Source organism: Delftia sp. JD2 (assembly GCF_001682645.1).
In the GTDB taxonomy this organism is placed as follows: domain Bacteria; phylum Pseudomonadota; class Gammaproteobacteria; order Burkholderiales; family Burkholderiaceae_C; genus Comamonas; species Comamonas acidovorans.
In genome coordinates this window covers 1-25,123 of the sequence record NZ_LFJT01000081.1, presented here as the reverse complement: position 1 = coordinate 25,123, position 25,123 = coordinate 1, and the positions used below count along the sequence as shown (strand labels likewise).

Genomic DNA, 25,123 nt, shown 5'->3' with positions numbered 1-25,123 from the left:
GGCTGGGCCTGCCGGTGCTGGCCGTGATCGACGCCTCGGGCATGGCCGGCACCTTTGGCGCACTGGCCCATGGCCTGCAGCACTACCGGCCCGGCCTGCGCTGGGCCGGCCTGCTGGCCAACCGCGTGGGCAGCGCCCACCATGCCGACCTGCTGCGTGCCGGCCTGCGCGAGCCTTCGCTGTGGCTGGGCGCGCTGGCGCGGGTGCAGGGTGCAGGCACCACCTCGCTGCTGCCCGAGCGGCACCTGGGCCTGGTTGCCGCGCATGAGCTGGACGATGCCCTGCAGCGCCTGGACGTGGCCGCCGATGCGCTGCTGGCCACGCCGCTGGGCCAGTTGCCCTGGCAGGCCGAAGCCGGCCAGAGCGCCAGCTGGCAGGACTGGTCCGTGGACTTTGAACCGTGCCCGGAACCTGCCGAAGCCGTGCAGCCCTGGCTGGCGGGCCGCACCGTGGCGGTGGCGCGTGATGCGGCCTTCAGCTTCATTTACCAGGCCAACCTCGACTGCCTGCGTTCCATGGGTGCGCGGATTTCCTTCTTCTCGCCCCTGGCCGCAGAGCGCCTGCCGGATTGCGATGCGCTGTGGCTGCCCGGCGGCTATCCGGAACTGCACCTGGACGCGCTGGCCGCCCATGCCGCGCTGCGCGGTGACATTGCCGCCCACGTGGCAGCCGGCCGGCCGGTCTGGGCCGAGTGCGGCGGTATGCTCGCGCTGTGCGAACGACTGACCGACACTGCGGGCCGGACCACGGACCTCTGGGGCCTGTTGCCCGGCCATGCACGCATGCAGCCGCGCCTGGCCGGCCTGGGCATGCAGCAACTGCCCACGCCCTGGGGCCTGTTGCGCGGCCACACCTTCCACTACAGCCGGCTGGACACGTCCATGGCCGAGGCCGGGCGCAGCAGCCGCCCCGGCCAAGCCCCTCAGCCCGACCGGGGCGAGGCGCTGTACCGCCAGGGCAGCGTGCACGCCAGCTATTTCCATGCCTGGTTTGCCTCGCAGCCGCGCGCCGTGGCGGCGCTGCTGGGCGCTGACATTCCCGCAGGCCAGGCGTCATGACCGACCAGATCTCCACCTATTCGCTTGCGCGCAGCCAACTCATTCTGGGCGGCCAGAAAAGTGGCAAGTCGCGCCGTGCCGAATTGCTGGCCCGCGCCTGGCTCGATGGCGCCCTGGACCGCGAGGCCGCGCTGATCGCCACCGGCCAGCCCTGGGACGACGAAATGCGCGAGCGCATCGCCCGCCACCGGCGCGACCGCGCCGAGCGCGTGCCCGGCATGGCCACGCTTGAGGAGCCGCTGGACCTGGCCGCCATGCTTGCGCGGCACAGCACGCCGCAGCGCCTGCTGGTGGTGGACTGCCTGACGCTGTGGCTGACCAACTGGATGATGCCGGCCCAGCCTTCCGAGGAACTGGCGCGCGGATGGGAGGGCCAATGCACGGCCTTTCTGGCCGCCTTGCAAGCTGCGCCCGGCCCGGTGATCCTGGTCGGCAACGAGATCGGCCTGGGCGTGATCCCGCTGGGATCGCAGGTGAGGGCCTTTGTGGATGCGCTGGGTGTGCTCAACCAGCGTGCGGCGCAAAGCTGTGAAACCGTCACGCTGATGTGCGCCGGCCTGCCGTTGGCGCTCAAGGGCCCGCAGCCGTGAGGCCATGGCGTCTCGCCCTGTGGGGCCTGGCGTTGGCACTGGCGCTGTCTGCGGCGCAGGCTGCCATCCGGGTCACGGACGGGCGGGGCGTTCCGGTGGAGCTGCCACAGCCGCCGCACCGCATCGTCAGCCTGCTGCCCTCGCTGACCGAGACCGTGTGCGAGCTGGGCGGCTGCCAGCGCCTGGTTGGCGTGGACCGCTATTCGAACTGGCCGGCCCATGTGAAGACCCTGCCTGTGGTGGGCGGCGGAATCGATCCCAACATCGAGGCCATCGTCGCGCTCAAGCCTGATCTGGTGCTGGTGTCCATGGCCTCGCGCTCGGTGGCGCGGCTGCAGGCATTGGGCCTCAAGGTGGTGGCGCTGGAGCCGCGCACCCATGCCGATGCGCAGGCCGTGCTGCGCACCGTGGGCCAGTTGCTGGACCTGCCGCCCGCGCAGGGCGCCGACCGTGTCTGGTCCGCCATCGAGGCGCGCATGCAGGAGGTGGAGCGCAGCATGGACCCCGCGCTGCGCGGGCAGACCGTGTATTTCGAGGTCAATCGCGGCCCCTTTGCCGCCGGCGAGTCTTCGTTCATCGGCGAGACCCTGGAGCGCCTGGGCATGCGCAACATCGTGGGTGCGCAGCTGGGGCCGTTCCCGCGCATCAACCCTGAATTCGTGGTGCGCGCCGATCCGGACTTCATCCTGGGCGGCGACCGCAGCCTGGGCACATCGGGCGAGCCCTATCCGGGCTGGGGCCGCATGCGTGCCATGCAGGCCGGGCGCGTCTGCCGCTTTGTGCCGGCCGAGCTGGACGTGCTGGTGCGCGCCGGCCCGCGCATGGCCGAGGGCGCTGCGCTGATGGCGCGTTGCCTGAACGGGGCCGCACGGTGAGGCCGGCCCGCAGGCACCACAGCGGCCGGGCTGCGCCCTGGATGGCACTGGCCCTGCTGGTCGTGAGTGCCCTGCTCATGCTGCTGGGCGCGGGCGTGGGCAGCACGGGCTGGGAGAGCGTGTGGGCGGCGCGCAGCGATCCGCTGTCCTGGCAGATCGTCACCGAGATCCGGCTGCCCCGCACGGCGGGCGCGTGGCTGGCGGGCGGCCTGCTGGGGCTGGCCGGGGCCATCGCCCAGGGCGTGTTCCGCAACCCGCTGGCCGATCCCTATCTGCTGGGCAGTGCCTCGGGCGCCTCGCTGGGCGTTGCATTGAGCATGGCGGCGCTGGGCGCCTCGCCCTTTGCGCTGGCGGGCCTTGCGCGCCTGGGTGTCACGGGCGCGGCCTTTGCGGGCGCGGCCCTGGCCGTGCTGCTGACCCTGGTGCTGGCCCAGGGCGTGCACAACACCATGCGCCTGCTGCTGGCCGGCGTGGTGGTGGGTGTGGTTCTGGGCGCGGCCGCATCGCTGGTGCTGCTGATGAACCCGGACATCATGCAGGCCATGCAGGCCTTCATGCTGGGCAGCACCTCCTTCATCGGCTGGGGCGCCTGCGCGCTGATGCTGGCCGTGCTGCTGGCCACCACCCTGGGCGCCTGGTGCCTGGGCCGCGTGCTCGACGGCCTGTCCCTGGGCGAGGCCACGGCCCACAGCCTGGGCCTGCCGCTGGCGCCGCTGCGCATGGTGCTCATCTTGCTGCTGGCCCTGGCCACGGGCACGGCCGTGGCGCAGACCGGGCTGATCGCCTTCGTCGGCCTGGCCGCGCCGCATCTGGTGCGCTCCATGGTGCGGTCCATGCACCGCTGGCTGCTGGTGCTCAGCGCGGGCATGGGCGCCGTGCTGCTGCTGGCCGCCGACCTGCTGGCGCGCTGGCTTATCGCCCCGCAGGAGCTGCCCGTGGGCGCGCTCACGGCCCTGCTGGGCGGCAGCTACCTGCTGTGGCTCATGCACCGCCGCCACGCCCTGCGCGGCGGGGAGGGCGCATGACGGCCCCCGCCCTGCAAGCGCGCGCCCTGAAGGTTCGCCTGGGCGATCGACAGGTCCTCAGCGGCCTGAGCCTGGCCCTGCCCGCCGGCCGCTGGACCGCCATCGTCGGCCCCAATGGCGCTGGGAAATCCACGCTGCTGCGCGCCCTGGCAGGCATGGAGTCCGGCGCTGGCGTGCAAGGCGAAGTGGAGCTACTGGGCCGCCCGCTGCGGCAATGGAGTGCGCGCGAACGGGCCTGCTCGCTCGCCTGGCTGGGCCAGAACCAGCCCGTGGCCGGTGACATGCGGGTCCATGACGTGGTCATGCTGGGCCGCCTGCCGCACCAGGGCTGGCTGGCTGCGCCCAGCCAGGCAGACCATGCCGCCGTGGAGCAGGCCCTGCGCCAGACCCAGGGCTGGGACTGGCGCATGCGCAGCGTGGGCAGTCTCTCGGGCGGCGAGCGCCAGCGCGTGCTGCTGGCGCGCGCCCTGGCCGTGCAGGCCCGCGTGCTGCTGATGGACGAACCCCTGGCCAACCTCGACCCGCCGCACCAGGCCGACTGGCTCGAATGCGTGCAGGCCCTGGTCGCCCAGGGCCGCACCGTGGTCAGCGTGCTGCATGAGATATCGATGGCCTTGCAGGCCCAGGACCTGGTCATTCTCGACAAGGGGCAGGTAAGGCACCAGGGTGCCTGCGCCGACGCTGCCACGCATGCGGCGCTGGAGGCCGTGTTCGAGCACCGGCTGCGCATCCGCGCCATCGACGGGCAGTGGCTGGCCCTGCCACGGCTGCGGGGGCAAGCTGCGGCTCCCTGATCGCCTGTTAGAAAAAAATGTCTCTCCATGCGCCGTATCTGAGCCGCTGGGCTCTGACCATCGATGGCCAGCCCCTGTCCACGCCGCGCGGTGTGTTGCTGCCCGTGCGCCAGGGCGGCACGCCCGCCATGCTCAAGATTGCGCTGGAGCCCGAAGAGGTGGCCGGCGCCCGCCTGATGGCCTGGTGGAATGGCGATGGTGCCGCGCCTGTGCTGGCCCATGAAGGGCCGGCCCTGCTGATGCTGCGCGCCACAGGACCCGAATCGCTGGTGGACATGGCCCGTGGCGTGCGCGATGAGCAGGCCACGCGCATCCTGTGCACCGCTGCCAAGCGCCTGCACCTGCCGCGCGCCAAGGCGTTGCCACCCCTGGTGCCGCTGACGCAGTGGTTCCATGCATTGCTTGCACAAGGCCATGGAACCGCCAGCCTGCTCGGCCTGTGCGCCGCCACGGCGCGCGAGCTGCTGGCCGCACCGCGCGACGTGACCGTGCTGCATGGTGACCTTCACCACGGCAATGTGCTGGACTTCGGACCCCTGGGCTGGCTGGCCATCGACCCCAAGGGCCTGCACGGTGAGCGCGGCTTCGACTACGCCAACATCCTGAGCAATCCCGACCCCGCCAGCGCGCTGGCGCCGGGACGCTTTGCGCACCGCATGGCCACCATTGCCGAAGTCTCGGGCATAGAGCAAAGGCGCCTGTTGCAATGGGTGCTGGCCTGGTCGGGACTGTCTGCCGTCTGGAGCATGGAAGACGGTGACGATCCTGGCGCTGCGATGGCTGTGGCGCAAATGGCGGCTTCGGCCTTGGGCTAGTCGCGACCGGCTTTCCTCGACCGAGGTGCCTCCAGATACGCACCGCTGGCAAACAATTGCTCCTCGGCCTGGTCGATGCGCTGCACCACGCCTTTGCCGGCGCGGCTGGCCAGCAGTTCCACCAGGGCCTCGGACAGCGCCACGGCCGAGGTGATGGAGGGGAAGAACGACGGGCTGTGCAGCGAAAACAGCAGCGTGGCGTCGGCCAGCAGCGCCAGGGGCGAGGCGGGGCTGTCGGTCAGTGCCACGATGCGGCAGCCCGCGTCCCGGGCGGCCTGAGCCACGGCCAGCGCCTCGCGCGAGTAGGGCGCAAAGGCGACTACCAGCAGGGCGTCGCCGCGCTCCATGGCGCGGCATTGCATCTCCAGCGTGCCGCCCTGGCCGTCCAGCAGGTGCACGCTGGCGCGCAGCAGCCGGTACACATAGACGAAGGAAAAGGCCACGGGGTAGCTGGCGCGAAAGCCCGCCACATGCACGCTGCGGGCCTTTTCCAGCAGTGCGCAGGCCTGCTGCAGGGCGTCGCCCAGGCGCCGCTCGGTGGCCTCCAGATTGCGGCGGTGCACCTCGAAGGTCTCGCCCACCAGGTCATGGTCGCCAGCGCGGCCCACCAGGGCCTTGGCGCGCTGGCCGTAGGCCTCGTCGCTGCCCAGTCCCATGTCCTGCGCGAAGGCCTGCTTGAGCTGCGGCCAGCCGTCAAAACCCAGCCACTGCGCAAACCGCACCAGCGTGGCGGGCGGGCTGCCGGCGCGCGTGCCCACGCTGCGCATGGAGGCCGTGACCACATCGTTGGGATGCTCCAGCACGAAGCGGGCCACCTGTTGCAGCGCCGGGCTCAGCTCGGCAAATCGCTGGCGGATGTCGTCTTGAACGGACATGGGTTTTCAGGAGGAAGGAGAGGAAAAGGGCGGTGTTGGCTGCGCCGACTGTAGCCCAGGCGCGGGCCGGCTTGGAACGGCTGTGGTTGAAATCTCTGTTGACGGAACAAATGTTCCGTCAAATAATGCGATGAAACATTTGTTCCTTGAAAGAACTGCCATGAGCCATGTGTTCCATCGTCGCCTGCACCACACGCCCCCCGTCGCCGTCGCCGCCAGCGGCCTGGAGATACGCGACGCGCAGGGGCGCAGCTATATCGATGCCTCGGGCGGCGCGGCCGTGTCCTCGCTGGGCCACGGTCATCCCGACGTGATCGCCGCCATGCATGACCAGATCGACCGGCTGGCCTATGCCCACACCAGCTTCTTCACCACCGCGGTGGCCGAGGAACTGGGGCAGGAACTGGTGCGCGGCGCGCCCGAAGGCACCAGCCACGCCTACCTGGTCAGCGGCGGCTCCGAGGCCGTGGAGGCCGCGCTCAAGATGGCGCGCCAGTACTTCGTGGAGATCGGCCAGCCCGAGCGCACGCACTTCATCGCGCGCCGCCAGAGCTACCACGGCAACACGCTGGGTGCGCTGGCCGTGGGTGGCAATGCCTGGCGGCGCGCGCCGTTCGCCCCCATCCTCGTGCCGGCCACCCATGTCTCGCCCTGCAATGCCTACCGCGACCAGCGCGACGATGAAACCCCAGAGCAATACGGCCAGCGCCTGGCCGACGAGCTGGATGCGGCCATCGGCGTCCACGGCCCGCGCAGCGTGATCGCCTTCGTGGCCGAGACCGTGGGCGGCGCCACGGCCGGCGTGCTCACGCCCGTGCCCGGCTACTTCAAGGCCGTGCGCGAGGTGTGCGACCGCCACGGCGTGCTGCTCATCCTGGACGAGGTGATGTGCGGCATGGGCCGCACGGGCACCCTGCATGCCTGCGAGCAGGAAGGCGTGGTGCCCGACCTGATCACCGTGGCCAAGGGCCTGGGCGGTGGCTACCAGCCCGTGGGCGCGGTGCTGGCGCAGGGGCGCATCGTCGATGCCATGTCGCGCGGCAGCGGCTTCTTCCAGCACGGCCATACCTACCTGGGCCACCCGGTGGCCTGCGCGGCGGCGCTGGCCGTGCAGCGCGTGATACGGCGCGACGGCCTGCTGGACAAGGTGCGTACCGATGGCGAAGCCTTCGGGCAGATGCTGGTGCACGCCCTGGGCAGCCACCGCCGCGCGGGCGAGCACGTTGGCGACATTCGCGGGCGCGGCTTCTTCTGGGGCGTGGAAATGGTGGCCGGCCGCGCCAGCAAGGCGCCCTTCGATGCGGGCCTGAAGCTGAACGCCCGCATCAAGACCGAAGCCATGCAGCGCGGCCTGCTGTGCTACCCCGGCGGCGGCACGGCCGATGGCCGTGCGGGCGACCACGTGCTGCTGGCGCCGCCCTTCATCGCCACGCGGGAACAGCTGCAGACCATCGCCACGCGCCTGGCCGAGTCCATCGAGGCCGCACTCGCCCAGGTTCTCTGATCCGTTCCTGCGCTTGCGCGCATTTCCACGCTTTCCCACGCTTTCCCCAACCCCGCCACAGGAGTGTCCCCATGACCCCATCCCGCCCGACCCTGAAGCGCACGGCCCTGGCCGTGACCAGCGCCCTGATCGCCGCGCTGCTGCCGCTGGTCGCCAGCCATGCCCAGGACAGCGGCACGCTCGCCAAGATCCAGCAGGCCGGGGCCATCACGCTGGGCTACCGCGAGTCCTCGTTCGGTTTTTCCTACCTGGATGGCGATCTCAAGCCCGTGGGCTACAGCATGGACATCTGCCGGCGCATCGTGGACGAGGTCAAGGCCCAGCTCAAGCTGCCCGCACTGCAGGTGCGCTATCAGGCCGTGACCTCGGCCAACCGCATCCCGCTGGTGGCCAACGGCACGGTGGACCTGGAGTGCGGCTCCACCACCAACCTGGTGGAGCGGCAAAAGCAGGTGGCCTTCTCGCCGGATATCTTCCGCTACAACGTGCGCATGCTGGTGCGCGCGGACTCGGGGCTGCGCTCCGTCGCCGATCTGCAGGGCAAGACCGTGGCGACGACGGCGGGCACCACGTCCTTTCGCCTGCTGCGCGAGGCGGACCGGGGCCGCAACCTCGACATCACCAACCTTTCGGGCAAGGACCATTCGGACTCCTTCATGCTGGTGGAGAGCGGCCGTGCCCAGGCCTTCGTGCTGGATGACATCCTGCTCGCCGGCCAGATCGCCAATGCCAAGAACCCGCAGGACTACCTGATCACCGGCGAAAGCCTGCGCACCGAGAACCAGGCGCTGATGCTGCGCAAGGACGATGCCGGCTTCAAGTCCATCGTGGACCGCGTGGTGACGGGCATGATGCAGTCCGGCGAGATGGAAAAGCTCTACAACCGCTGGTTCATGTCGCCCATCCCGCCCAGGAACATCAACATCAACTACCCGCTCAACGCCGAGACGCGCGAGGCCTTCGCCCATCCCTCGTCCAAGGGCATCTGAACTTATTGCACGCATCCATGACCCGCATCGCCCTCATCCACGCCCTCAGCCACTCCGTCGCTCCCATCAACGAAGCCTTTGCGCGCGACTGGCCCGAGGCGGTTCGCATGAACCTTCTGGACGACAGCCTCTCGGCCGACCTGGCGCGCAACGGGCGCGGGCTGGACGCCGCCATGCACGAGCGCTTCCAGCGCCTGGCGCAGTACGCGGTGGACACGGGCGCGCAGGGGATCTTGTTCACCTGCTCGGCCTTTGGCCCGTGCATCGAGGCCGTGGCCGCGCGCCATGCGCCGCTGCCCGTGCTCAAGCCCAACGAGGCCATGATCGAGGAGGCCGTGCAGGGCCAGCAGGGTGCCTTGGGTTTGATCTCCAGCTTCGCGCCCACGCTGCAGTCCATGCCGCCGGAGTTTCCGGCCGGCATCGAACTCGTGCCCGCCCTGGCCGATGGCGCCATGGACGCGCTCAACCGGGGCGACACCGCCACTCATGACCGCCTGGTGGTCGAGCAGGCCAGGGCCCTGGCCGCGCGTGGCTGCACGCGCATTGCGCTGGCCCAGTTCAGCATGGCGCGTGCCCGCGCGGCCTGCGAGGCCGCCACGGGCCTGCCCGTGCTCACCACGGTGGACAGCGCCGTGCGTGCCCTGCAGCGCCGGCTGGGCGCCCGCCTCGGTTAAAGTGGCGCTCCGCTGCGGCGCATGCCCGCCGCAGCGCGTGCAACTTTTGAGGATGACAGACCCATGCAGATCGAACAGGCCCCGACGGAAAAGCCCTATGAAAAGCCCGAAGGCGAACGCCGTGGCCTGGTGCTGGTGAACACCGGCGACGGCAAGGGCAAGAGCACGGCGGCCTTCGGCTTGGCCCTGCGCGCGCATGGCCGGGGCAAGTCCGTCAAGATCTTCCAGTTCATGAAGGTGCCCACCGCGCGCTTTGGCGAGCACCGCATGTTCGAGCAACTGGGCATGCCCATCGAGGGCCTGGGCGACGGCTTCAGCTGGAAGAGCCAGGACCATGAGCGGTCGGCCCAGATCGCGCGCGAGGGCTGGGAGCGTGCGCGCACCGCCATCCTCTCGGGTGATCACTTCCTGGTCGTGCTCGACGAAATCACCTATCCGCTGATTTATGGCTGGCTGCCGCTGGAGCCTGTGCTGCAAGCCCTTGCCGACCGCCCGCGCCATGTGCACGTCATGCTCACGGGCCGCCGCTGCCCCGAGGAAATCATTGCCGTGGCCGATACCGTCACGCGCATGGAACTGGTCAAGCACGCCTTCCAGGCCGGCATTCCCGCCCAGCGTGGTATTGAGGACTGATGCCGCCCGCAGGCCCGGCCTGCGGCGGACAATGGCGGCATGAGCAGCGAAACGCAATCCCGGGCGCCAGAGACCATTCCCGCCCAACCCTTTGCCGAGGCCGAGCGGGCAGCCGTCTACCGAGCCATCCATGAGCGGCGCGACATGCGCCACTTCTGCGGCGGCGAAGTCGCGCCCGAGGTGCTGCTGCGCCTGCTGCGCGCCGCCCACCATGCGCCCAGCGTCGGCTTCATGCAGCCCTGGCGCTTCATCCGCGTGCGCGATGCGCAATTGCGCCAGGAGATCCATGCCGTGATCGAGCAGGAACGCCTGCAGACCGCGCGTGCGCTGGGCGAGCGCGAGGAAGACTTCATGCAGCTCAAGGTCCAGGGCGTGCTGGATGCGGCCGAGGTGCTGGTCGTGGCCATGCCGCCAGGGCGCGAGGCCCATGTCTTCGGCCGGCGCACCCTGCCCGAGATGGACGTGGCCTCGGCCGCCTGCGCCATCCAGAACATGTGGTTGGCCGCGCGTGCCGAGGGGCTGGGGCTGGGCTGGGTCTCGCTGTTCGATCCCGAGGTGCTGGCCGCGCTGCTGCAAATGCCCGTGGGCAGCCGGCCGCTGGCCGTGCTGTGCCTGGGCCCCGTGTCCGCCTACTATGCCGAGCCCATGCTGCAGCAGCAAAAGTGGGCCAGCCGCGCACCGCTGCAGGACATGCTCTACGACGACTTCTGGGGCCAGCGCGCCGCCGGTCCGCAGCCGCAGGCATGAGCGACAGTCCTTCCTGGCAACTGCTGGGCGCCGCGCTCAGCCCGCTGTGGTGGTGCTGGCAGGCGCTGTCGCAGCCTGTGTCCGAACCCTGGGCGCGCCACGCCCTGGCCGCCGCGCTGGCCGTTCCCGTGGCCCTGCTGATCGACCGGCTCTGGGGCGAGCCGCCCGTGTGGATGCACCCCGTGGTCGCCATGGGCCGGCTGCTGGCTGCGGTTGGGCGAAGAATTGCCCCACGCGAGGAACATGTGCGCGACTGGCCACGCTTTGCGCTGGGCGCCGTCGCCTGGTGCCTGCTGGCGCTGCTGTTCTTCGCCATCTACGCGTTCATCCAGTGGCTGCTGCCGCCCATGCCATGGTGGCTGGGCGCCCTGGTGCTGGGCGTGCTGCTCAAGCCGCTTTTGTCCTGGCGCATGCTGCGCGACGAGGTGCTGGCCGTGGAAGCTGCACTGCAGCAATCCCTGCCCGCAGGCCGCGAGCGGCTGACCTGGCTGGTCAGCCGGGATACAGCGCAGCTGGACGCTGGCCAGGTGCGCGAAAGCGCCATCGAAACCCTGGCCGAGAACCTCAGCGACTCCGTGCTGGCGCCGCTGTTCTGGTTTGCCGTGGCCGGCCTGCCGGGCGCGGCCCTCTACCGCTTTGCCAATACGGCCGATGCCATGTGGGGCTACCCGGGCTGGCGCGGGCAGGGCGATGACCGGCGCCACTGGCAATGGGCTGGTAAATGGACGGCGCGTGCCGATGACCTGCTCAACTGGATACCGGCGCGCCTGACCGCCTTGCTGCTGGCCTTGTCCGGCCTGGCCGCCGGCCGGCGGCCGGGCTGGGGTGCGCTGCGCCAGGACGCGCGCATCACCCCGTCGCCCAACGGCGGCTGGCCCATGGGCGCCATGGCAAGGCTGCTGGGCGTGCGCCTGGGCAAGCCCGGCGTCTACGTGCTCAACCCCGCAGGCCGCGTGCCGCAGGCGGCCGAGCTGCAGCAGGCCGTGGTGCATGCGGGCCGCGTGGTGGCCATGCTGGTGGCTGCAGGGGCGGCCCTCGCGCTGGTCCTTGGATGGGTGATGACGGGGCAGACACGATGAAACCAATGACAGTCACCCACGGTGGCACGGATGCGCTGGGCGTGCCCGCGCACGATTTCTCCACCAACCGCAATGCCTGCGGACCCTGCCCGCAAGCGCTGGATGCACTGTCCCAGGCACACGCGGCCCAGTACCCGGACCCGCAGTACACGGCGCTGCGTGCGCGCCTGGCGGATTTTCATGGCGTTACGGCCGAGCGCATCGTCATCGCGGCCAGCGCCAGCGATTTCATCCACCGCATCACCATGCATGCAGCGCGCGAAGGCGCGGCCGTCGCCAGCCTGCCGGCCCACCATTACGGCGACTACGCCCACGCGGCGCAGGTCTGGCGTCTGCCCCTGGCTGCGCGCGACGGCATCACCGAAGCCGGCCCCGGCCTGCACTGGGCCTGCGCGCCATCGAGCCCGCTGGGCCAGCCCGAAGACGTCTGGCCCCTGTGGAGCGAGCCCGCACCGCCCGGCACCTGGCGCGTGATCGACTGCGCCTATGCCCCCCTCAGACTGGAGCCGGGCATGGAACCCGCCGTGCCCTCCCAGGTGCGCGATGCCTGGCAGATGTGGACCCCCAACAAGGCCCTGGGCATGACCGGCGTGCGCGCGGCCTACGCCATTGCGCCCGAAGCCGTGCCGCACGACGAGATTGATGCCTTGCGTGCCCTGTCACCATCCTGGCCCGTGGGCGCCCATGGCGAGGCCATGCTCACGGCCTGGACCGCACCGGCCACCCGGCAATGGCTGGCGCAAAGCCTGCAACGGCTGCGCGATTGGAAGGCGCAGCAGCTCGATCTGGTGCAGCGCCTGGGCTGGCAGGTACTGCCCGGCTCGCAGGCCAATTACTTTGTGGCGCGCTGGCCGCAGGCCCAGCAGGGCGACGCCATGCAGACGCGTCTGGCCCAACTGCGCGCGCAGGGCATCAAGCTGCGCGACTGCGACAGCTTCGGCCTGCCCGGCTGCGTGCGCATGGGCGTGCTGGCGCCCGCATCCCAGAACGCCTTGCTGGCCGCCTGGCAGCCAATGGAGAAACACCATGCAATCGAATGAGCCCGCTGCCGTGAATCTGCCCCTGCCCAGGCCCGGCCAGCGCCCCGCGCTGTGCGTGATGGTGCTGGGCACCAGCAGCGGTGCCGGCAAGAGCTGGGTCGCCACCGCGCTGTGCGCCTGGTACCGCGCGCAGGGCTACAAGGTGGCGCCCTTCAAGGCGCAGAACATGAGCAACAACGCGCGCGTGGTCTCCGCGCCGGGCGGTGCCTGGGGCGAGATCGGCACGGCACAGTACCTGCAGGCCCTGGCGGCAGGCTGCGCGCCCGATGTGCGCATGAACCCGCTGCTGCTCAAGCCCGAGGCCGACATGCGCAGCCAGGTCGTGCTGCTGGGCCGGGTCAGCGAGGAGCTGTCGGCCTTGCCCTGGCGCGGCCGCAGCGCCCGCGTCTGGCCGCAGATCGCCGAGGCGCTGGACAGCCTGCGCGCCGACAACGATGTGGTCGTCATCGAAGGCGCCGGCTCCCCCGCAGAAATCAACCTGCATGCCAGCGACGTCGTCAACATGCGCGTGGCGCGCCACTGCGGCGCGCATTGCCTGCTGGTGTCCGACATAGACCGGGGCGGCGCCTTCGCCCACCTCTACGGCACCTGGGCCCTGCTGCCGCCGGAAGAACAGGCACTGATCCGCGGCTTCGTGCTCAACAAGTTCCGGGGCGACGCCAGCCTGCTGGCGCCCGCCCCGCAGATGCTGCAGGAGCGCACCGGCGTGCCCACCGTGGCCACCATCCCCATGCAGTTCCAGCATGGCCTGCCGGAGGAGGATGGCGTCTTTGACGACCGTGGCTCTGGAGGAGGGGCGGGGCGCGCCGTGCACACCACCATTGCCATCATTGCCTACCCGCGCATCAGCAACCTCGACGAATTCCAGCCCCTGCTGCAGGTGCCGGGCCTGCGCGTGGCCTGGGCGCGCACGCCGGCCCAGCTGGCAGGCGCGGACTGGATCATCCTGCCCGGCTCCAAGGCCACGGCTGCCGATCTGGCCTGGATGCGTTCCCAGGGCCTGGATGCCGCCGTTGCTGCACACGCTGCGGCAGGCCGGCAGGTGCTGGGCATCTGCGGCGGCCTGCAGATGCTGGGCGAGGCGCTGATCGACCTGCATGGCGTGGACGGCAACGCAGCCGGCCTGGGCCTTCTGCCGCTGACGACCCTGTTCGCGCCCGACAAGACCGTGCTGCCCGCCAGCGTGCAACTGCCGCCGCTGCCGGGTGCGCTGGCGCCGCTGTCTGGCGTGCAGGCGCAGGTCTATGAAATCCACCACGGCCAGACCAGCGTGCGCCCCGACATGGTGGCCGCTGGCAGTGCCGTGGCCGAGCCCGTGCCCGGCCTGCTGTGGCACAGCCCCGATGGCCGCATCGCGGGCTGCTACTGGCACGGCCTGTTCGAGAACGCCGAGGTGCTGCGCGCCCTGTGGGGCGCCGAGGTGCCCACGCTGGACAGCGTCTTCGCACGCATGGCCGAAGGCGTGCAGCGCTGGTTTGCGCACCAGGCTTGACCCATGTCAGGGGCAGCTTGCAGGGGGCGCGGCAAGCTGTAGGCCATGGCCTGCATGCGCAGCCGTGCTGTACCGATAAATGGGGAGCTGGAAAACACGCATGCTTGGGCCTTGACTTTTTTCACGAGGAATGGAGTGAAGCTATGAAAAACCCATGGATTCGTCCCCTGCAGCTGTGTATTGGCGCCGCCGTGCTTGGCATGGCCGGACTGGCCACTGCCCAGCCCGCCCCTGGCCCCGATGGCATGCCGCCCCCGCCGCCCGCTGCGGAAAAGGCCAAGCCCCACCACCACCACAAGAAGCACGCTGAGCCCAAGGGGCCCGCCAAGCGCGGCTATGACCGCCGCGACCCGGCACAGCACGAGGCTGCCGCCGTCCAGGAGCAATCGCGCCGAGGCGGCGTCCAGTCGGGCGACCACTTCCAGCGCAATGCCGTGGCCCGCTGCGATGTCTTCAAGAACGAAGGCGACCGCCGCTCCTGCGTGGAGCGCGTCAAGGACGGCCAGGTCAGCGGCTCCGTCGAAGGCGGCGGCGTGCTGCGCGAGTACACGGAGCAGGTTCCTGTAAGGCAATAACAGCGCTTGCTGTTGTTCACCTGAGAAAACCCGCCGGGCCACGAAGCCGGCGGGTTTTTTTGTGGGCGAATGCAGGCTCCCGCGTCAGCAGCCTGTGGTGTGGTCCCTGCTGCAGGCAGCCGGTCGGTATCGAATTTCGACCGTAGAGACCTGGCCCGCCGCCACGCCCTGTCCACCGGATTTGATCTGGGTCATACAAACCCATTCCACCTGTCCCGGACCAGCGCGCACCGGCAAGGCATTTCTATGATGGCGCCGTACTTCCCATATGGAAAAAGGATTCATCCCATGCAAGCCTTCCGGATCGTGGTCATTGGTGCGGGGCAGACCGGCACTCCCTTGCTGCAGCAATTGCTGGACGCGCCCTTTGTGCAGCTGCTCGGGGTGGCCGATCTGGATTTGAACCAGCCCGGCATCGCACTGGCACGCGCGCGCGGCGTGCCGGTCACCACCCGGTTCATGGAACTGGTGGACGCGGCGGTGGACATCATCATCGACGTGACCGGCTCCCTGCAGGTGCGCGAATCGCTGCGCAGCAAGATGGTGGAGACCGGCAACACGCACACGCTGATCATGCATGAGGCGATTGCGCTGCTGATGATGTCGCTGTCGGCCGGCCGGCTGGTGACCAGCAAGCACAGCGATCTGGAATATTCCTGAACGCAGGCGGCGGATACGCAGGACAGCTATCCGCTCCATCCTCCCATGCCTGGCGGATGACGGGCTGCCGCAGCAGACGCTACAGCTACAGCCACTCCTTCATCCACCCCAGCCCCTCGCTGGTAGCGTGCGCCGCCGCGCCGCGCGCGGGGCGGTATTCGCAGCCTATCCAGCCGTCGTAGCCCAGCTGGTCCAGCAGGCAGAAAAGGTAGGGGTAGTTGACCTCGCCCACGTCGGGTTCGTGGCGTTCGGGCACGCCTGCGATCTGCACATGCCCCACGCGGCCCGTGGGCAGGTACTGGCGGATCTTCATGGCGAGGTCTCCCTCGACGATCTGGCAGTGGTAGAGGTCCATCTGGACCTGGACATTGGGCTCTGCGATGTCGGCCAGCAGCGCATGGGCCTGGTCCTGGCGGCTCAGGAAGAAGCCGGGCATGTCCCGGCCGTTGATGGGCTCCAGCAGGATGGCGATGCCGTGGGGCGCGGCCAGCCGTGCGGCATGGCGCACGTTGGCGATGTAGGTGGCGCGCAGGATGTCATCGCTGGCGCCTGCGGGCTTGAGCCCGGCCATGACGTGGATGCGCGGGCAGCCCAGGGCCCGGGCATAGGCGATGGCGCGTTCCATGCCCTGGGCGAATTCCGCCTCGCGCCCGGGGATGCAGGCCAGGCCGCGCTCGCCCGCATTCCAGTCGCCGGGCGGGGCGTTGAACAGCACCTGCTGCAGGCCGTGGTCCTGCAGGCGGCGGGCCAGTTGCTCGGGCGCGAAGTCGTAGGGGAACAGGTATTCGACGGCCTGGAAGCCGTCGCGCGCGGCGGCCTCGAAGCGGTCAAGAAAGTCCAGGTCGTTGTAGAGCATGGACAGGTTGGCGGCGAAACGGGGCATGAAGGCTTTCCTGAAAACGGAGGCTGAGTGTGGCATCAGGCGCTTGCCAGCGCGCCGAAGGCCTTGGTGAAGAAGTCCGTCGTGCCGAAGTTGCCGGACTTGAGCGTGAGGTGCAGGCCCTGCGGCGCCAGGGGCGAGGCGGCATGGCACCAGGGCACGCCAGGGTCGATCTGCGGCCCTATGCGCATCTGCTCGATGCCCAGCGCCTGCACGCAGGCGCCCGAGGTTTCTCCGCCGGCCACGACGAGCTGGCGCACGCCCATCTCGACCAGTCCCCGGGCGATGGCGGCGATGGTCTGTTCGACCAGTGCGCCGGCCTGCTCCACGCCCAGGCGGCCCTGCACGGCCTTGACGGCCGCGGATTCGGCCGTGGAGTAGATCAGCACCGGGCCGCTGGCGATGTGCTGGCGGGCCCAGGCCAGGGCCTTGCCGGCTTCGTCCTCGCCAGCGGCGATGCGCAGCGGCTCCAGCGCCAGGGCAGGGCGCCCCGAGGCGATGAAGTGCGCCACCTGTGCATTGGTGGCCACCGAGCAACTGCCCGAGACGACCGCCTGCAGGCCGGTGGCGGTTGGCAGGGCAGCGGCCTGGGCCGTGGGCTGGATGCCGAAGTTCGCGGGCAGGCCGATGGCCACGCCCGAGCCCGCTGTGACAAGCGGCATGCCGGCCAGCGCCGGGCCCAGGCGCAGCAGGTCGTCGTTGGAGACGGCATCGACCACGGCCATGCCCACGCCCTCGGCCTGGAGTGCGGCGATGCGCGCGCGGATGGCGGCCTCGCCCTGCGCGACGGCCACATGGTCGATCAGCCCCACCTTGCGCCGTGTCTGCGCCTGCAGCACGCGCACCAGGTTGGCATCGGTCATGGGCGTGAGCGGGTGGTTGCGCATGCCGCTGTCGCTGAGCAGCACATCACCCACGAACAGGTGGCCCTTGAAGACGGTGCGCTGGTTGTCGGGGAAGGCTGGCGTGGCGATGGTGAAGCCACAGCCCAGCGCGTCCATCAGCGCATCGGTCACGGGGCCGATGTTGCCCTGCGGCGTGCTGTCGAAGGTGGAGCAGTACTTGAAGTAGATCTGCGGCGCGCGGCCATTGGCGCCCTGGGCCTGCAGCCATTCGAGGGCCTGCAGCGATTGCGCAATGGCGTCGGCCGGCGCGATGGTGCGTGACTTGAGCGCGACCACGACGGCGTCCACGCCCTCGTCCACCGGGCCGGCAGGCACGCCAATGCTTTGCACCACGCGCATGCCTGCGCGCACCAGGTTGTTCGCCAGATCGGTGGCGCCCGTGAAGTCGTCGGCTATGCAGCCCAGAAGAAGGGTCATGGGGATTCCGATGGAGCCTGGGGCAGGGTGATGCCCGGGAAGATCTTGATGACGGCGCTGTCGTCCTCGCGGCCATGCCCGGCGGTGGATGCTTGCATGAACATCTGGTGGGCCGTGGAGGCCAGGGGCAGCGGGAATTTGCTGTGGCGCGCGGTGTCCAGCACCAGGCCCAGGTCCTTGACGAAGATGTCCACGGCCGACAGCGGGGTGTAGTCGCCGGCCAGCACATGGGCCATGCGGTTCTCGAACATCCAGCTGTTGCCCGCGCTGTGGGTGATGACCTCGTAGAGCGCGGCGGCGTCGACGCCTTCGCGCAGGCCCAGGGCCATGGCCTCGGCCGCTGCGGCAATGTGCACGCCGGCCAGCAGCTGGTTGATGATCTTGACCTTGCTGCCCGCGCCCGCGCTGTCGCCCAGGCGGTAGACCTTGGCGGCCATGGCGTCGAGCACGCCTTCGCAGGCGGCATAGGCCTCGGGGCGGCCTGCCGTCATCATGGTCATCTGGCCCGACGCCGCCTTGGCCGCGCCGCCGGAGATCGGCGCGTCGATGTAGTGCACGCCTTGTGCCTGCAGCCTGGCCTCCAGCGCCACGGACCAGTTGGGGTCCACGGTGGAGCACATGACGAAGACGGAGCCGGGCTGCAGCGCAGGGGCGATGCCGCCTTCGCCGAACAGCACGGCCTCGGTCTGCTGGGCGTTGACGACCACGCTGACGATGATGCGGCAAGCGGCGGCCATGTCGGCCAGCGTGGCGCAGGCCGTGCCACCTTCGGCGGCGAAGGCGGCTGCGGCCTCGGGGCGGATGTCGTGGACATGCACGTGGTGGCCGGCGCGGCGCAGGCTTTGCGCCATGCCGGCGCCCATGGCGCCCAGGCCGATCACGCCGACGGCGCGTGCTGCGGGCTGTGGTGTGGATGTGCCGTTGCTCATGGCTTGGCCGGTGTCAGGTCATCGGCGATGTAGGCGCGCACGATGGCCGCAAAGTCCTCGTCGCCGCGCAGGCCCAGCTGGTTGGCGCGCGCGGTATCCCAGCGGCCGGGCCAGCTGCCGACGATGCGCTCGACCTTGTCGTCGGGCTGCCAGCTCACGCGGTTGGCCACTTCGTCGCCAGCCACTTCGCGCAGCGCGCGCACCATGTCGCCCGCGCTGACGGACACGCCGGGCAGGTTGATGGGGCGGCGGTCGGCGACGGCGCTGGCATCGAGTTCGCAGCCTGCGACCAGGGCCTCGACGGCGCGACGTGGCGACAGCAGCCACAGGCGCGTGGTGGCACCCACGGGGCAGTTGGCCGCCTCGCCGTTGAGGGGCTCGCGGATGATGCCGCTGGCAAACGACGAGGCGGCCGCATTGGGCCGGCCCGGGCGCACGCTGATCGTGGGCAGGCGCAGCACGCGGCCGTCGACAAAGCCGCGCCGCGTGTAGTCGGCCAGCAGCAGCTCGGCAATGGCTTTTTGCGTGCCGTAGGAGGACTGCGGGTTCAGGGCCGTGCCGTCCAGCACGGTGTCGGGCAGCTCGCCCCCGTAGACGGCCACCGAGCTGGTGAAGACCACGCGCGGCATGTGGCCCACGGCGCGGCAGGTCTCCAGCAGGGCGCGCGAGGCATCGAGGTTGATGCGCATGCCCAGGTCGAAGTCGGCCTCGGCCTGGCCGCTGACCACGGCGGCCAGATGGAAGATCACGGCCGTGTCCTGGCCTATGGCGCCGCGCAGCACCTGCGGGTCGGCAATGTCGCCCACCAGGGAGCGCACGCGCGTGTCGTCAATCGCGTGGGTGGCCACCACGTCGAGCAGGTCGATCTGGTGGATGGGCCAGCGGGTGCCGGCCAGCGTCAGCTCGCCTTGTTCGAGCAGTTTGCGGGCCAGGCGCTGGCCCAGGAATCCGGCGCCGCCGGTGATCAGTACTTTCATGTGTCTTGGGGCTTGGAGCTTGAAGGATGGGAAGAAGGGCCGGTCAGCGGTTGACCATCTTTGCGGGGGTGAGCCAGACAGCGATGGCGCCCACCACGAGCACCCCCGCCAGCACGAACATGCCGGCCTGCGTGGACTGGGTCAGGTCCTTGAGGTAGCCGATCATGTAAGGGCTGGCGAAGCCCGCGAGATTGCCGACCGAGTTGACGATGGCAATGCCCGCCGCCGCCGCCGTGCCCGACAGGAAGGCCGTGGGCAGCGACCAGAACAGCGGCGCGCAGGTCAGCACGCCGGCAGCGGCCAGCGACAGGAAGATCAGGGAAAGAACGGTGTTGTCGGCGAAGAAGGCCGTCATCGCAAAGCCCACGGCGCCCATCAGCGCGGGCACGATCAGGTGCCAGCGGCGCTCGCGGCGCTTGTCGGCGCTGTGGCCCATGAGGTTCATGACGACGATGGCGCACAGGAAGGGAATGGCACTGAGCAGGCCGATGTTCAGCGCGCCCGTGACGCCCGTGGACTTGATCAGCGTGGGCATCCAGAAGGTCAGCCCGTACTGGCCGGCGACAAAGGCGAAGTAGATCAGGCACATCCACCAGACGCGGCGGTCGGCGAAAACGGCCTTGAGCGAATGCTTCTGGGCACCTGAGTGCTGCTGGTCCAGCTCGATCTCGCGCGCCAGCAGCTGCTTTTCGGAGGCGGTCAGCCACTTGGCGCTGGAGATGCCGTTGTCCAGATAGAAGATGGTCACCACGCCGATCACCAGGGCGGGAATGGCCTCGATCAGGAACATCCACTGCCAGCCGTGCAGGCCATGGTCGCCGTGGAAGGCCTGCATGATCCAGCCCGACAGCGGGTTGCCGAAGATGCCGGCCACGGGGATGGCCGACATGAACAGCGCCACGATCTTGGCGCGCCGGTGGGCCGGGTACCAGTAGGTCAGGTACAGGATCACGCCGGGGTAGAAGCCCGCCTCGGCCAGGCCCAGCAGAAAGCGCAGGATGTAGAAGCCCGTGGGCGTTTCCACATACATGAACATGGCCGACAGAATGCCCCAGGTGATCATGATGCGGGCGATCCAGACGCGCGCGCCCAGCCGGTGCATGAGCAGGTTGCTGGGCACCTCGAAGAGGAAGTAGCCGATGAAGAACACGCCTGCGCCCAGGCCGAACACGGTCTCGCTGAAGCCCAGATCCTGGGACATCTGCAGCTTGGCAAAGCCCACGTTCACGCGATCGAGGTAGGCGATCACGTAGCACAGCATCAGGAACGGCACGAGGCGCCAGAACACCTTGGCGTAGGCGCGCGCCGTCTCCGGAGAGTCGGCCTGGGCAGGGTGGGGCCCGGCCTGGCCGGATGCGATATCCGTTGTCGTCATTTCAAGTCTCCCTTGGGTTCGCCGCTTGATTCGCCGCTTGGTGCGCCGCCTGGCGGCTGCGCGGCTGTGGATGGGCTGGGTGGTGGAATGCGGCCGTGGGCGCCGCGGTGTAAATCAGTAGCGCGCCCCGAAGGTGGTGCGCAGCTCGTCGATGGCGGCCGCGTCCAGGGGCTGCGGCCGGGGATGGGTCATGAGCCAGAGCCTTGCGGTTTCCTCCAGCTCTTCCAGCACATGGCTGGCCTGCTCCACCGAGCGTTCCCAGACCACGGGGCCCAGGCGCTCGAACAAGGCGCCGCGCACCTGGCCGGCCAGCGCGGCCACCTCGGCGGCGGCCTGCGGATCGCCGGGCCGGCGGTAGCGGATCAACGGGATGCGGCCCACCTTCATGACCTGGTAGGGGGTGATGGGCGGCAGCACCTCGTCCTCGCGCCAGACGCCGGACAGCGTCAGCGCCACCAGATGCGTGGAATGCGTGTGGATGACGGCACGCGCCTCGCCGTCATTGCCATAGATGCCCCGATGCAGGACCAGGGTCTTGGAAGGCTTGGCGCCGCTGACCCACTGCCCGCTGGCATCGACCTTGGACAGCTCGGCCGGGTCTAGCCGGCCCAGGCAGGCGTCGGTGGGGGTGATCAGCCAGCCGTCATGCAGGCGCGCGCTGATGTTGCCGGCAGCGCCGACGGTGTAGCCGCGCTGGTAGAGGCTGGCGCCGGTGGCGCAGATCTGCTCGCGGATGCGGGATTCGTCGCTCATGGATGAACGCCCAGGAAAAGGCCAGGTGTGCCGGCTGCAAAAAGAGGTGTGACTGATATTGTCATCAGGTCATCATACAAATTTTGCGCAAAAACCCAAACAAGGTGGAAACCCTTGGCCATGCGCCAAGGGATGGCTTCGGAGGTTCAGGGCTTGGCGGCCAGGATGTCGCGGGCCAGGCGTTCGCCGTCCTGCTCCCAGAAGCTGGCGTCGGCGCGGTGGATGCGGTCTATGGCGTTGCCCATGTGCGTGGCGGCGGCCTTGCGCGCGGCCTTGGGGTCGCCGGCCTCGATGGCCAGCACGATGCTGTGGTGCTCGCGTTCCACGGCCTTGCCGAAGTCCTCGCGCCGCGCCTCGTTGGCGCGCGTGATGCGCATGGCGCCGCGCAGGAACTGCGACAGGTAGTCCAGCGTGCTGATCAGGAACGGGTTGCCCGAAGCCTGGGCAATGGCGCGGTGAAACGCCATGTCCTCCTCCACGCCATCACGGCCCAGCCGCACGGCCTCGGCCAGGGCACTCTCCGCATCGTGGATGCGCTGCATGTCCTCTTCGCTGCGCCGCCGCGCCGCGAGTTCGGCCACCTCGGCTTCCAGCGCGCGTCGCACCTCGGTGATCTGGATCAGCGCATTCCTGCCAGCCGCCGGCAGGCCTTCGAAGTCCAGTGGCTCTATGCCTGCCGCCTTCACGAACACGCCGCTGCCCTGGCGCGATTCCACCAGGTTGCGCGACTTGAGCTGGGACACCGCCTCGCGCACCACGGTGCGGCTGACCTCGAGCTGCTGCACAAGCTCGGCCTCGGTCGGCAGCTTCTGCCCCGGCTGCAGGTTGCCGGCGCGGATGCGCGCCTCCAGCTGCCGGGCAACCTGGTCCGCAAGCTTGAGACCGGGCTGGATGGCCGAGAAGGAAACCGTCATGGAGGGGGTGGGGGGCTGGGGAGACACGTGTGGCAGCGATTGTCTCAGAACGGGCCGGCCTGTACGGCCTGCTGCGGCAATCGACGCCCAGACCGTCCATGGCGGCAGGAAAGAGACCGATGGTTCTGCCGGAGTTGCGCGGAGCGCCATACTTGCGCCTTTGCAATCCGCCCGCCACGCCCGCCCCGGGCCAAGGCCGCTTCGCCATGTCAACGCCCACCCCGCATTCCGCTGCACCCACAGAACACTCGCACGATGGCGCCAATGCCGCCATCGCCTCCCTGGCCGATGCCGCCTTCACCCAGCGCGTGCAGCACGCCATAGACCACAAGACCAAGCCGCTGGGCGCGCTGGGGCGGCTGGAGCAGCTGGCGCTGCGCATTGCCTGCATCCTGGGCCAGGACAGGCCGGTGCTGCAGCAGCCGCAGATGCTGGTGTTTGCGGCCGACCATGGGCTGGCTGCGCGCGGCGTGTCGGCCTATCCGGTGGATGTGACCTGGCAGATGGTCGAGAACTTCATGGCCGGCGGCGCCGCCGTCAGCGTGCTGGCGCGCCAGCATGGGCTGGCGCTGAACGTGGTGGACTGCGGCGTGGCACGCGACTTTCCCGCGCGCGAGCAGGACCCCGACGACAAGCTACCCCAGCCCGGCCAGCCGCGCCTGTGGCGCCGCAAGCTGGGCTACGGCACGCGCGACTGCAGCCAGGGCCCGGCCATGACGGCCACCGAATGCGCCATGGCCCTGCGCAACGGCGCGGCCCTGGTGCGCCAGTTGCCGGGCAATGCGCTGCTGCTGGGCGAGATGGGCATTGGCAATACCTCCAGCGCATCCTTGCTGCTGGCGCGGCTGTGCGGCGAACCGCTGGCCGAGGTCACGGGTGCGGGCACCGGCCTGGATGCAGCCGGGCTGGCCCGCAAGATCGGGGTGCTGCAGGAGGTGCTGCAGCTGCACGCCCAGGCCACGGAACCGCTGGACGCGCTGGCGGCCATGGGCGGCTTCGAGGTCGCCACCATGGTGGGCGCCGTGCTGCAGGCCGCCGCCGAGCGCCGTGTCATCGTGGTCGATGGCTTCATCACCACGGCCGCCGTGCTGGTGGCCAGCCGCCTGCAGCCGGCCGTGCTGGAGCGCTGCGTTTTCTCGCACCGCTCGGGCGAGCCCGGCCATGTGCGCATGCTGGCCCACCTGGGTGCCGAGCCGCTGCTGGACTGGCAGCTGCGCCTGGGCGAAGGCTCGGGCGCGGCCCTGGCCTGGCCGCTGCTGGTGTCGGCCTGCGCCATGCTGGGCGAGATGGCCAGCTTTGCGCAGGCAGGGGTGAGCACGCGTTCGGAACAGGCATAGCTGCTGGAGCCGCGGCGCGGCTAGCGCGGTAACGCAGCTGCCGCCAGCTTGCCCAGCCGCCTGACCAGCGCGCCGAAGCGCGCGGCATCGGTGTTGCCATAGCCGATCACCAGGCCGTTGTCCTGGGGCAGCGGTGCCAGGGCGAAGGACGAGAGGGCGCCCGGGTTCATGCCGGCGCGCCGCGCCTGCTCCACGATGGCACGGTCGGACAGGTCCGGCGGCAGCCGCACGGTCAAATGCAGGCCGCCGTGGCCGCCCAGCACCTCATGCTCCACGCCCAGTTGCGTGGCAAGCGCCTCGCGCAGGGCCGCCTGGCGCTCGCGGTACAGGCGCCGCATGCGGCCCAGGTGGCGCGAGAACTGGCCGCTTTCCATGAAGTCCGCCATGGCCAGCTGCTCCAGGCGGTGGCCGCCGCGCAGCATCTCCTGCACGGCGGATGCCGCGCTGGTTGCCAGGGCCTGCGGCAGCACCACAAAGCCCATGCGCAGTGCCGGGAACATGGTCTTGCTGAAGGTGCCCACATAGAGCACGGGCGCGTCCGGCACCTGGCCCTGCATGGCGGCGATGGGCGTGCCCTGGTGGCGGAATTCGCTGTCGTAGTCGTCCTCGATGATCCAGGCCCCCGCGCGGCGCGCGCGCTCCAGCAAGTCCAGCCGGCGAGCCACCGACAGCACGGCGCCCGTGGGATATTGGTGCGACGGCGTGATCTGGATCAGCCGTGGAGGATGGCTGTCCCACAGGCCGGGCGCGATGGCTGCGCCATCCGCATCCACGCGCAGTGTGCTGACGCACAGGTCACCCCCTGCAAAGGCCGACTTGGCGCCCCGGTAGCCGGGCTCCTCCAGCCAGGCATGGTCGCCCGGGTTGGAGAGCAGTTGCACGCACAGGTCCAGCGCACCCTGGGCGCCTTCGGTGACGATGATGCGCGAGGCATCGCAGCGCACGCCGCGCGAGATGCGCAGGTGCTGCGCAATGGCCAGGCGCAGTGCAGGCTCGCCCGCAGGATCGCCATAGTCCAGCGTGGCGCTGGCGGGAAGGCGCAATGCGCGGTCCTGCGAACGGCGCCAGGCGGGCAGGGGGAATCTGTCCAGCGCGGGCGTGCCCGGCGTCAGGGGCAGGCTGCGGTCGATGGCGTGGCGTGTGGGCGCGATGCGGTCCAGGCGGCGGGCCGTGCGGGGTGCGCAGGGGGGCGCGGCGGCCGCCTCGGCGGC

The 25,123-nt window shown here is 70.0% G+C and carries 26 protein-coding genes; 17 read left to right on the top strand and 9 right to left on the bottom strand.

From position 1 onward, the window contains the following. The 6 genes from ACM14_RS27785 to ACM14_RS27760 all read left to right on the top strand — a co-directional run. The coding region (locus ACM14_RS27785) for a cobyrinate a,c-diamide synthase (protein ID WP_065347936.1) at nucleotides 1-1,058 on the top strand (1,058 nt) is incomplete at its 5' end. Further along, nucleotides 1,055-1,648 carry a bifunctional adenosylcobinamide kinase/adenosylcobinamide-phosphate guanylyltransferase gene (locus ACM14_RS27780; protein ID WP_013803219.1) on the top strand — a complete coding sequence of 198 codons (594 nt, stop codon included), beginning with the start codon at nucleotides 1,055-1,057 and terminating at the stop codon, nucleotides 1,646-1,648. The genes ACM14_RS27785 and ACM14_RS27780, both read left to right, overlap by 4 nt. Further along, a complete protein-coding gene (locus tag ACM14_RS27775; protein WP_065347935.1) occupies nucleotides 1,645-2,523 on the top strand; it encodes an ABC transporter substrate-binding protein in 879 nt (292 codons plus the stop codon). Before ACM14_RS27780 ends, ACM14_RS27775 begins: the two co-directional genes overlap by 4 nt. Before the next feature lie 41 nt (nucleotides 2,524-2,564). After that, nucleotides 2,565-3,548, top strand: a complete 984-nt coding sequence (locus ACM14_RS27770; RefSeq protein WP_043819441.1) for an iron ABC transporter permease — start codon at nucleotides 2,565-2,567, stop codon at nucleotides 3,546-3,548. Next, on the top strand, nucleotides 3,545-4,342 hold the full coding sequence (locus ACM14_RS27765) for an ABC transporter ATP-binding protein (protein ID WP_065347934.1): 798 nt from the start codon (nucleotides 3,545-3,547) through the stop codon (nucleotides 4,340-4,342). Before ACM14_RS27770 ends, ACM14_RS27765 begins: the two co-directional genes overlap by 4 nt. A gap of 17 nt (nucleotides 4,343-4,359) precedes the next feature. Further along, nucleotides 4,360-5,157, top strand: a complete 798-nt coding sequence (locus ACM14_RS27760) for an aminoglycoside phosphotransferase family protein (protein ID WP_084027459.1) — start codon at nucleotides 4,360-4,362, stop codon at nucleotides 5,155-5,157. Here the strand turns inward: ACM14_RS27760 and ACM14_RS27755 are convergent. Further along, entirely contained in the window at nucleotides 5,154-6,032 is an 879-nt protein-coding gene (locus tag ACM14_RS27755) for a MurR/RpiR family transcriptional regulator (protein ID WP_034391831.1), read from the bottom strand. The two genes, ACM14_RS27760 and ACM14_RS27755, sit on opposite strands and share 4 nt — an antisense overlap. Before the next feature lie 160 nt (nucleotides 6,033-6,192). Here ACM14_RS27755 and ACM14_RS27750 point away from each other — a divergent pair, with 160 nt between their 5' ends. From ACM14_RS27750 to ACM14_RS27705, 10 genes are all read left to right on the top strand, one after another. Then, a complete protein-coding gene (locus ACM14_RS27750) occupies nucleotides 6,193-7,536 on the top strand; it encodes an aspartate aminotransferase family protein (RefSeq protein ID WP_065347933.1) in 1,344 nt (447 codons plus the stop codon). A gap of 71 nt (nucleotides 7,537-7,607) precedes the next feature. Then, nucleotides 7,608-8,525, top strand: a complete 918-nt coding sequence (locus tag ACM14_RS27745; RefSeq protein ID WP_065347932.1) for an amino acid ABC transporter substrate-binding protein — start codon at nucleotides 7,608-7,610, stop codon at nucleotides 8,523-8,525. 17 nt (nucleotides 8,526-8,542) lie between these two features. Further along, a complete protein-coding gene (locus ACM14_RS27740; RefSeq protein WP_034391838.1) occupies nucleotides 8,543-9,199 on the top strand; it encodes an aspartate/glutamate racemase family protein in 657 nt (218 codons plus the stop codon). 63 nt (nucleotides 9,200-9,262) lie between these two features. Continuing rightward, nucleotides 9,263-9,832 carry a cob(I)yrinic acid a,c-diamide adenosyltransferase gene (cobO, locus tag ACM14_RS27735; protein ID WP_013803210.1) on the top strand — a complete coding sequence of 190 codons (570 nt, stop codon included), beginning with the start codon at nucleotides 9,263-9,265 and terminating at the stop codon, nucleotides 9,830-9,832. A gap of 39 nt (nucleotides 9,833-9,871) precedes the next feature. Continuing rightward, the gene (bluB, locus tag ACM14_RS27730) at nucleotides 9,872-10,579 is read left to right on the top strand and encodes a 5,6-dimethylbenzimidazole synthase (RefSeq protein WP_065347931.1); all 708 of its coding nucleotides are present in this window, start codon (nucleotides 9,872-9,874) and stop codon (nucleotides 10,577-10,579) included. Then, entirely contained in the window at nucleotides 10,576-11,658 is a 1,083-nt protein-coding gene (gene cbiB / locus ACM14_RS27725; RefSeq protein WP_065347930.1) for an adenosylcobinamide-phosphate synthase CbiB, read from the top strand. The genes bluB and cbiB overlap by 4 nt, the downstream gene beginning before the upstream one ends. Beyond that, complete coding sequence (locus ACM14_RS27720; protein ID WP_065347929.1) at nucleotides 11,655-12,698, top strand: aminotransferase class I/II-fold pyridoxal phosphate-dependent enzyme; 1,044 nt, start codon at nucleotides 11,655-11,657, stop codon at nucleotides 12,696-12,698. Before cbiB ends, ACM14_RS27720 begins: the two co-directional genes overlap by 4 nt. Continuing rightward, the gene (locus ACM14_RS27715; protein ID WP_065347928.1) at nucleotides 12,685-14,190 is read left to right on the top strand and encodes a cobyric acid synthase; all 1,506 of its coding nucleotides are present in this window, start codon (nucleotides 12,685-12,687) and stop codon (nucleotides 14,188-14,190) included. Before ACM14_RS27720 ends, ACM14_RS27715 begins: the two co-directional genes overlap by 14 nt. 143 nt (nucleotides 14,191-14,333) lie before the next feature. Next, a complete protein-coding gene (locus tag ACM14_RS27710; protein ID WP_013803206.1) occupies nucleotides 14,334-14,765 on the top strand; it encodes a hypothetical protein in 432 nt (143 codons plus the stop codon). 288 nt (nucleotides 14,766-15,053) lie between these two features. Further along, entirely contained in the window at nucleotides 15,054-15,425 is a 372-nt protein-coding gene (locus ACM14_RS27705; RefSeq protein ID WP_013803204.1) for an oxidoreductase, read from the top strand. Between the two features lie 85 nt (nucleotides 15,426-15,510). Here the strand turns inward: ACM14_RS27705 and otnI are convergent, their stop codons facing one another. From otnI to ACM14_RS27670, 7 genes are all read right to left on the bottom strand, one after another. Next, complete coding sequence (otnI, locus tag ACM14_RS27700) at nucleotides 15,511-16,308, bottom strand: 2-oxo-tetronate isomerase (protein ID WP_065347927.1); 798 nt, start codon at nucleotides 16,306-16,308, stop codon at nucleotides 15,511-15,513. Nucleotides 16,309-16,343: 35 nt separating this feature from the next. Further along, nucleotides 16,344-17,627 carry a 3-oxo-tetronate kinase gene (gene otnK, locus ACM14_RS27695; RefSeq protein ID WP_065347926.1) on the bottom strand — a complete coding sequence of 428 codons (1,284 nt, stop codon included), beginning with the start codon at nucleotides 17,625-17,627 and terminating at the stop codon, nucleotides 16,344-16,346. Beyond that, nucleotides 17,624-18,556: an L-threonate dehydrogenase gene (gene ltnD / locus ACM14_RS27690; protein ID WP_065347925.1), complete on the bottom strand. Its 933-nt coding sequence runs from the start codon at nucleotides 18,554-18,556 to the stop codon at nucleotides 17,624-17,626. The genes otnK and ltnD overlap by 4 nt, the downstream gene beginning before the upstream one ends. Then, a complete protein-coding gene (denD, locus tag ACM14_RS27685; protein ID WP_065347924.1) occupies nucleotides 18,553-19,533 on the bottom strand; it encodes a D-erythronate dehydrogenase in 981 nt (326 codons plus the stop codon). The genes ltnD and denD overlap by 4 nt, the downstream gene beginning before the upstream one ends. A 43-nt stretch (nucleotides 19,534-19,576) precedes the next feature. Next, complete coding sequence (locus ACM14_RS27680; RefSeq protein ID WP_065347923.1) at nucleotides 19,577-20,908, bottom strand: MFS transporter; 1,332 nt, start codon at nucleotides 20,906-20,908, stop codon at nucleotides 19,577-19,579. 114 nt (nucleotides 20,909-21,022) lie between these two features. Continuing rightward, the gene (locus tag ACM14_RS27675; protein WP_034391854.1) at nucleotides 21,023-21,661 is read right to left on the bottom strand and encodes an aldolase; all 639 of its coding nucleotides are present in this window, start codon (nucleotides 21,659-21,661) and stop codon (nucleotides 21,023-21,025) included. A 146-nt stretch (nucleotides 21,662-21,807) separates the two neighbouring features. After that, a complete protein-coding gene (locus ACM14_RS27670) occupies nucleotides 21,808-22,575 on the bottom strand; it encodes a FadR/GntR family transcriptional regulator (RefSeq protein ID WP_013803197.1) in 768 nt (255 codons plus the stop codon). 119 nt (nucleotides 22,576-22,694) lie between these two features. On the opposite strand from ACM14_RS27670, the gene cobT reads away from it, so the two are divergent. After that, nucleotides 22,695-23,912, top strand: a complete 1,218-nt coding sequence (gene cobT, locus ACM14_RS27665) for a nicotinate-nucleotide--dimethylbenzimidazole phosphoribosyltransferase (RefSeq protein WP_084027458.1) — start codon at nucleotides 22,695-22,697, stop codon at nucleotides 23,910-23,912. A 20-nt stretch (nucleotides 23,913-23,932) separates the two neighbouring features. Here the strand turns inward: cobT and ACM14_RS27660 are convergent. Beyond that, nucleotides 23,933-25,123, bottom strand: a 1,191-nt coding sequence (locus ACM14_RS27660; protein WP_065347922.1) for a PLP-dependent aminotransferase family protein, incomplete at its 5' end; no start/stop codon positions are given.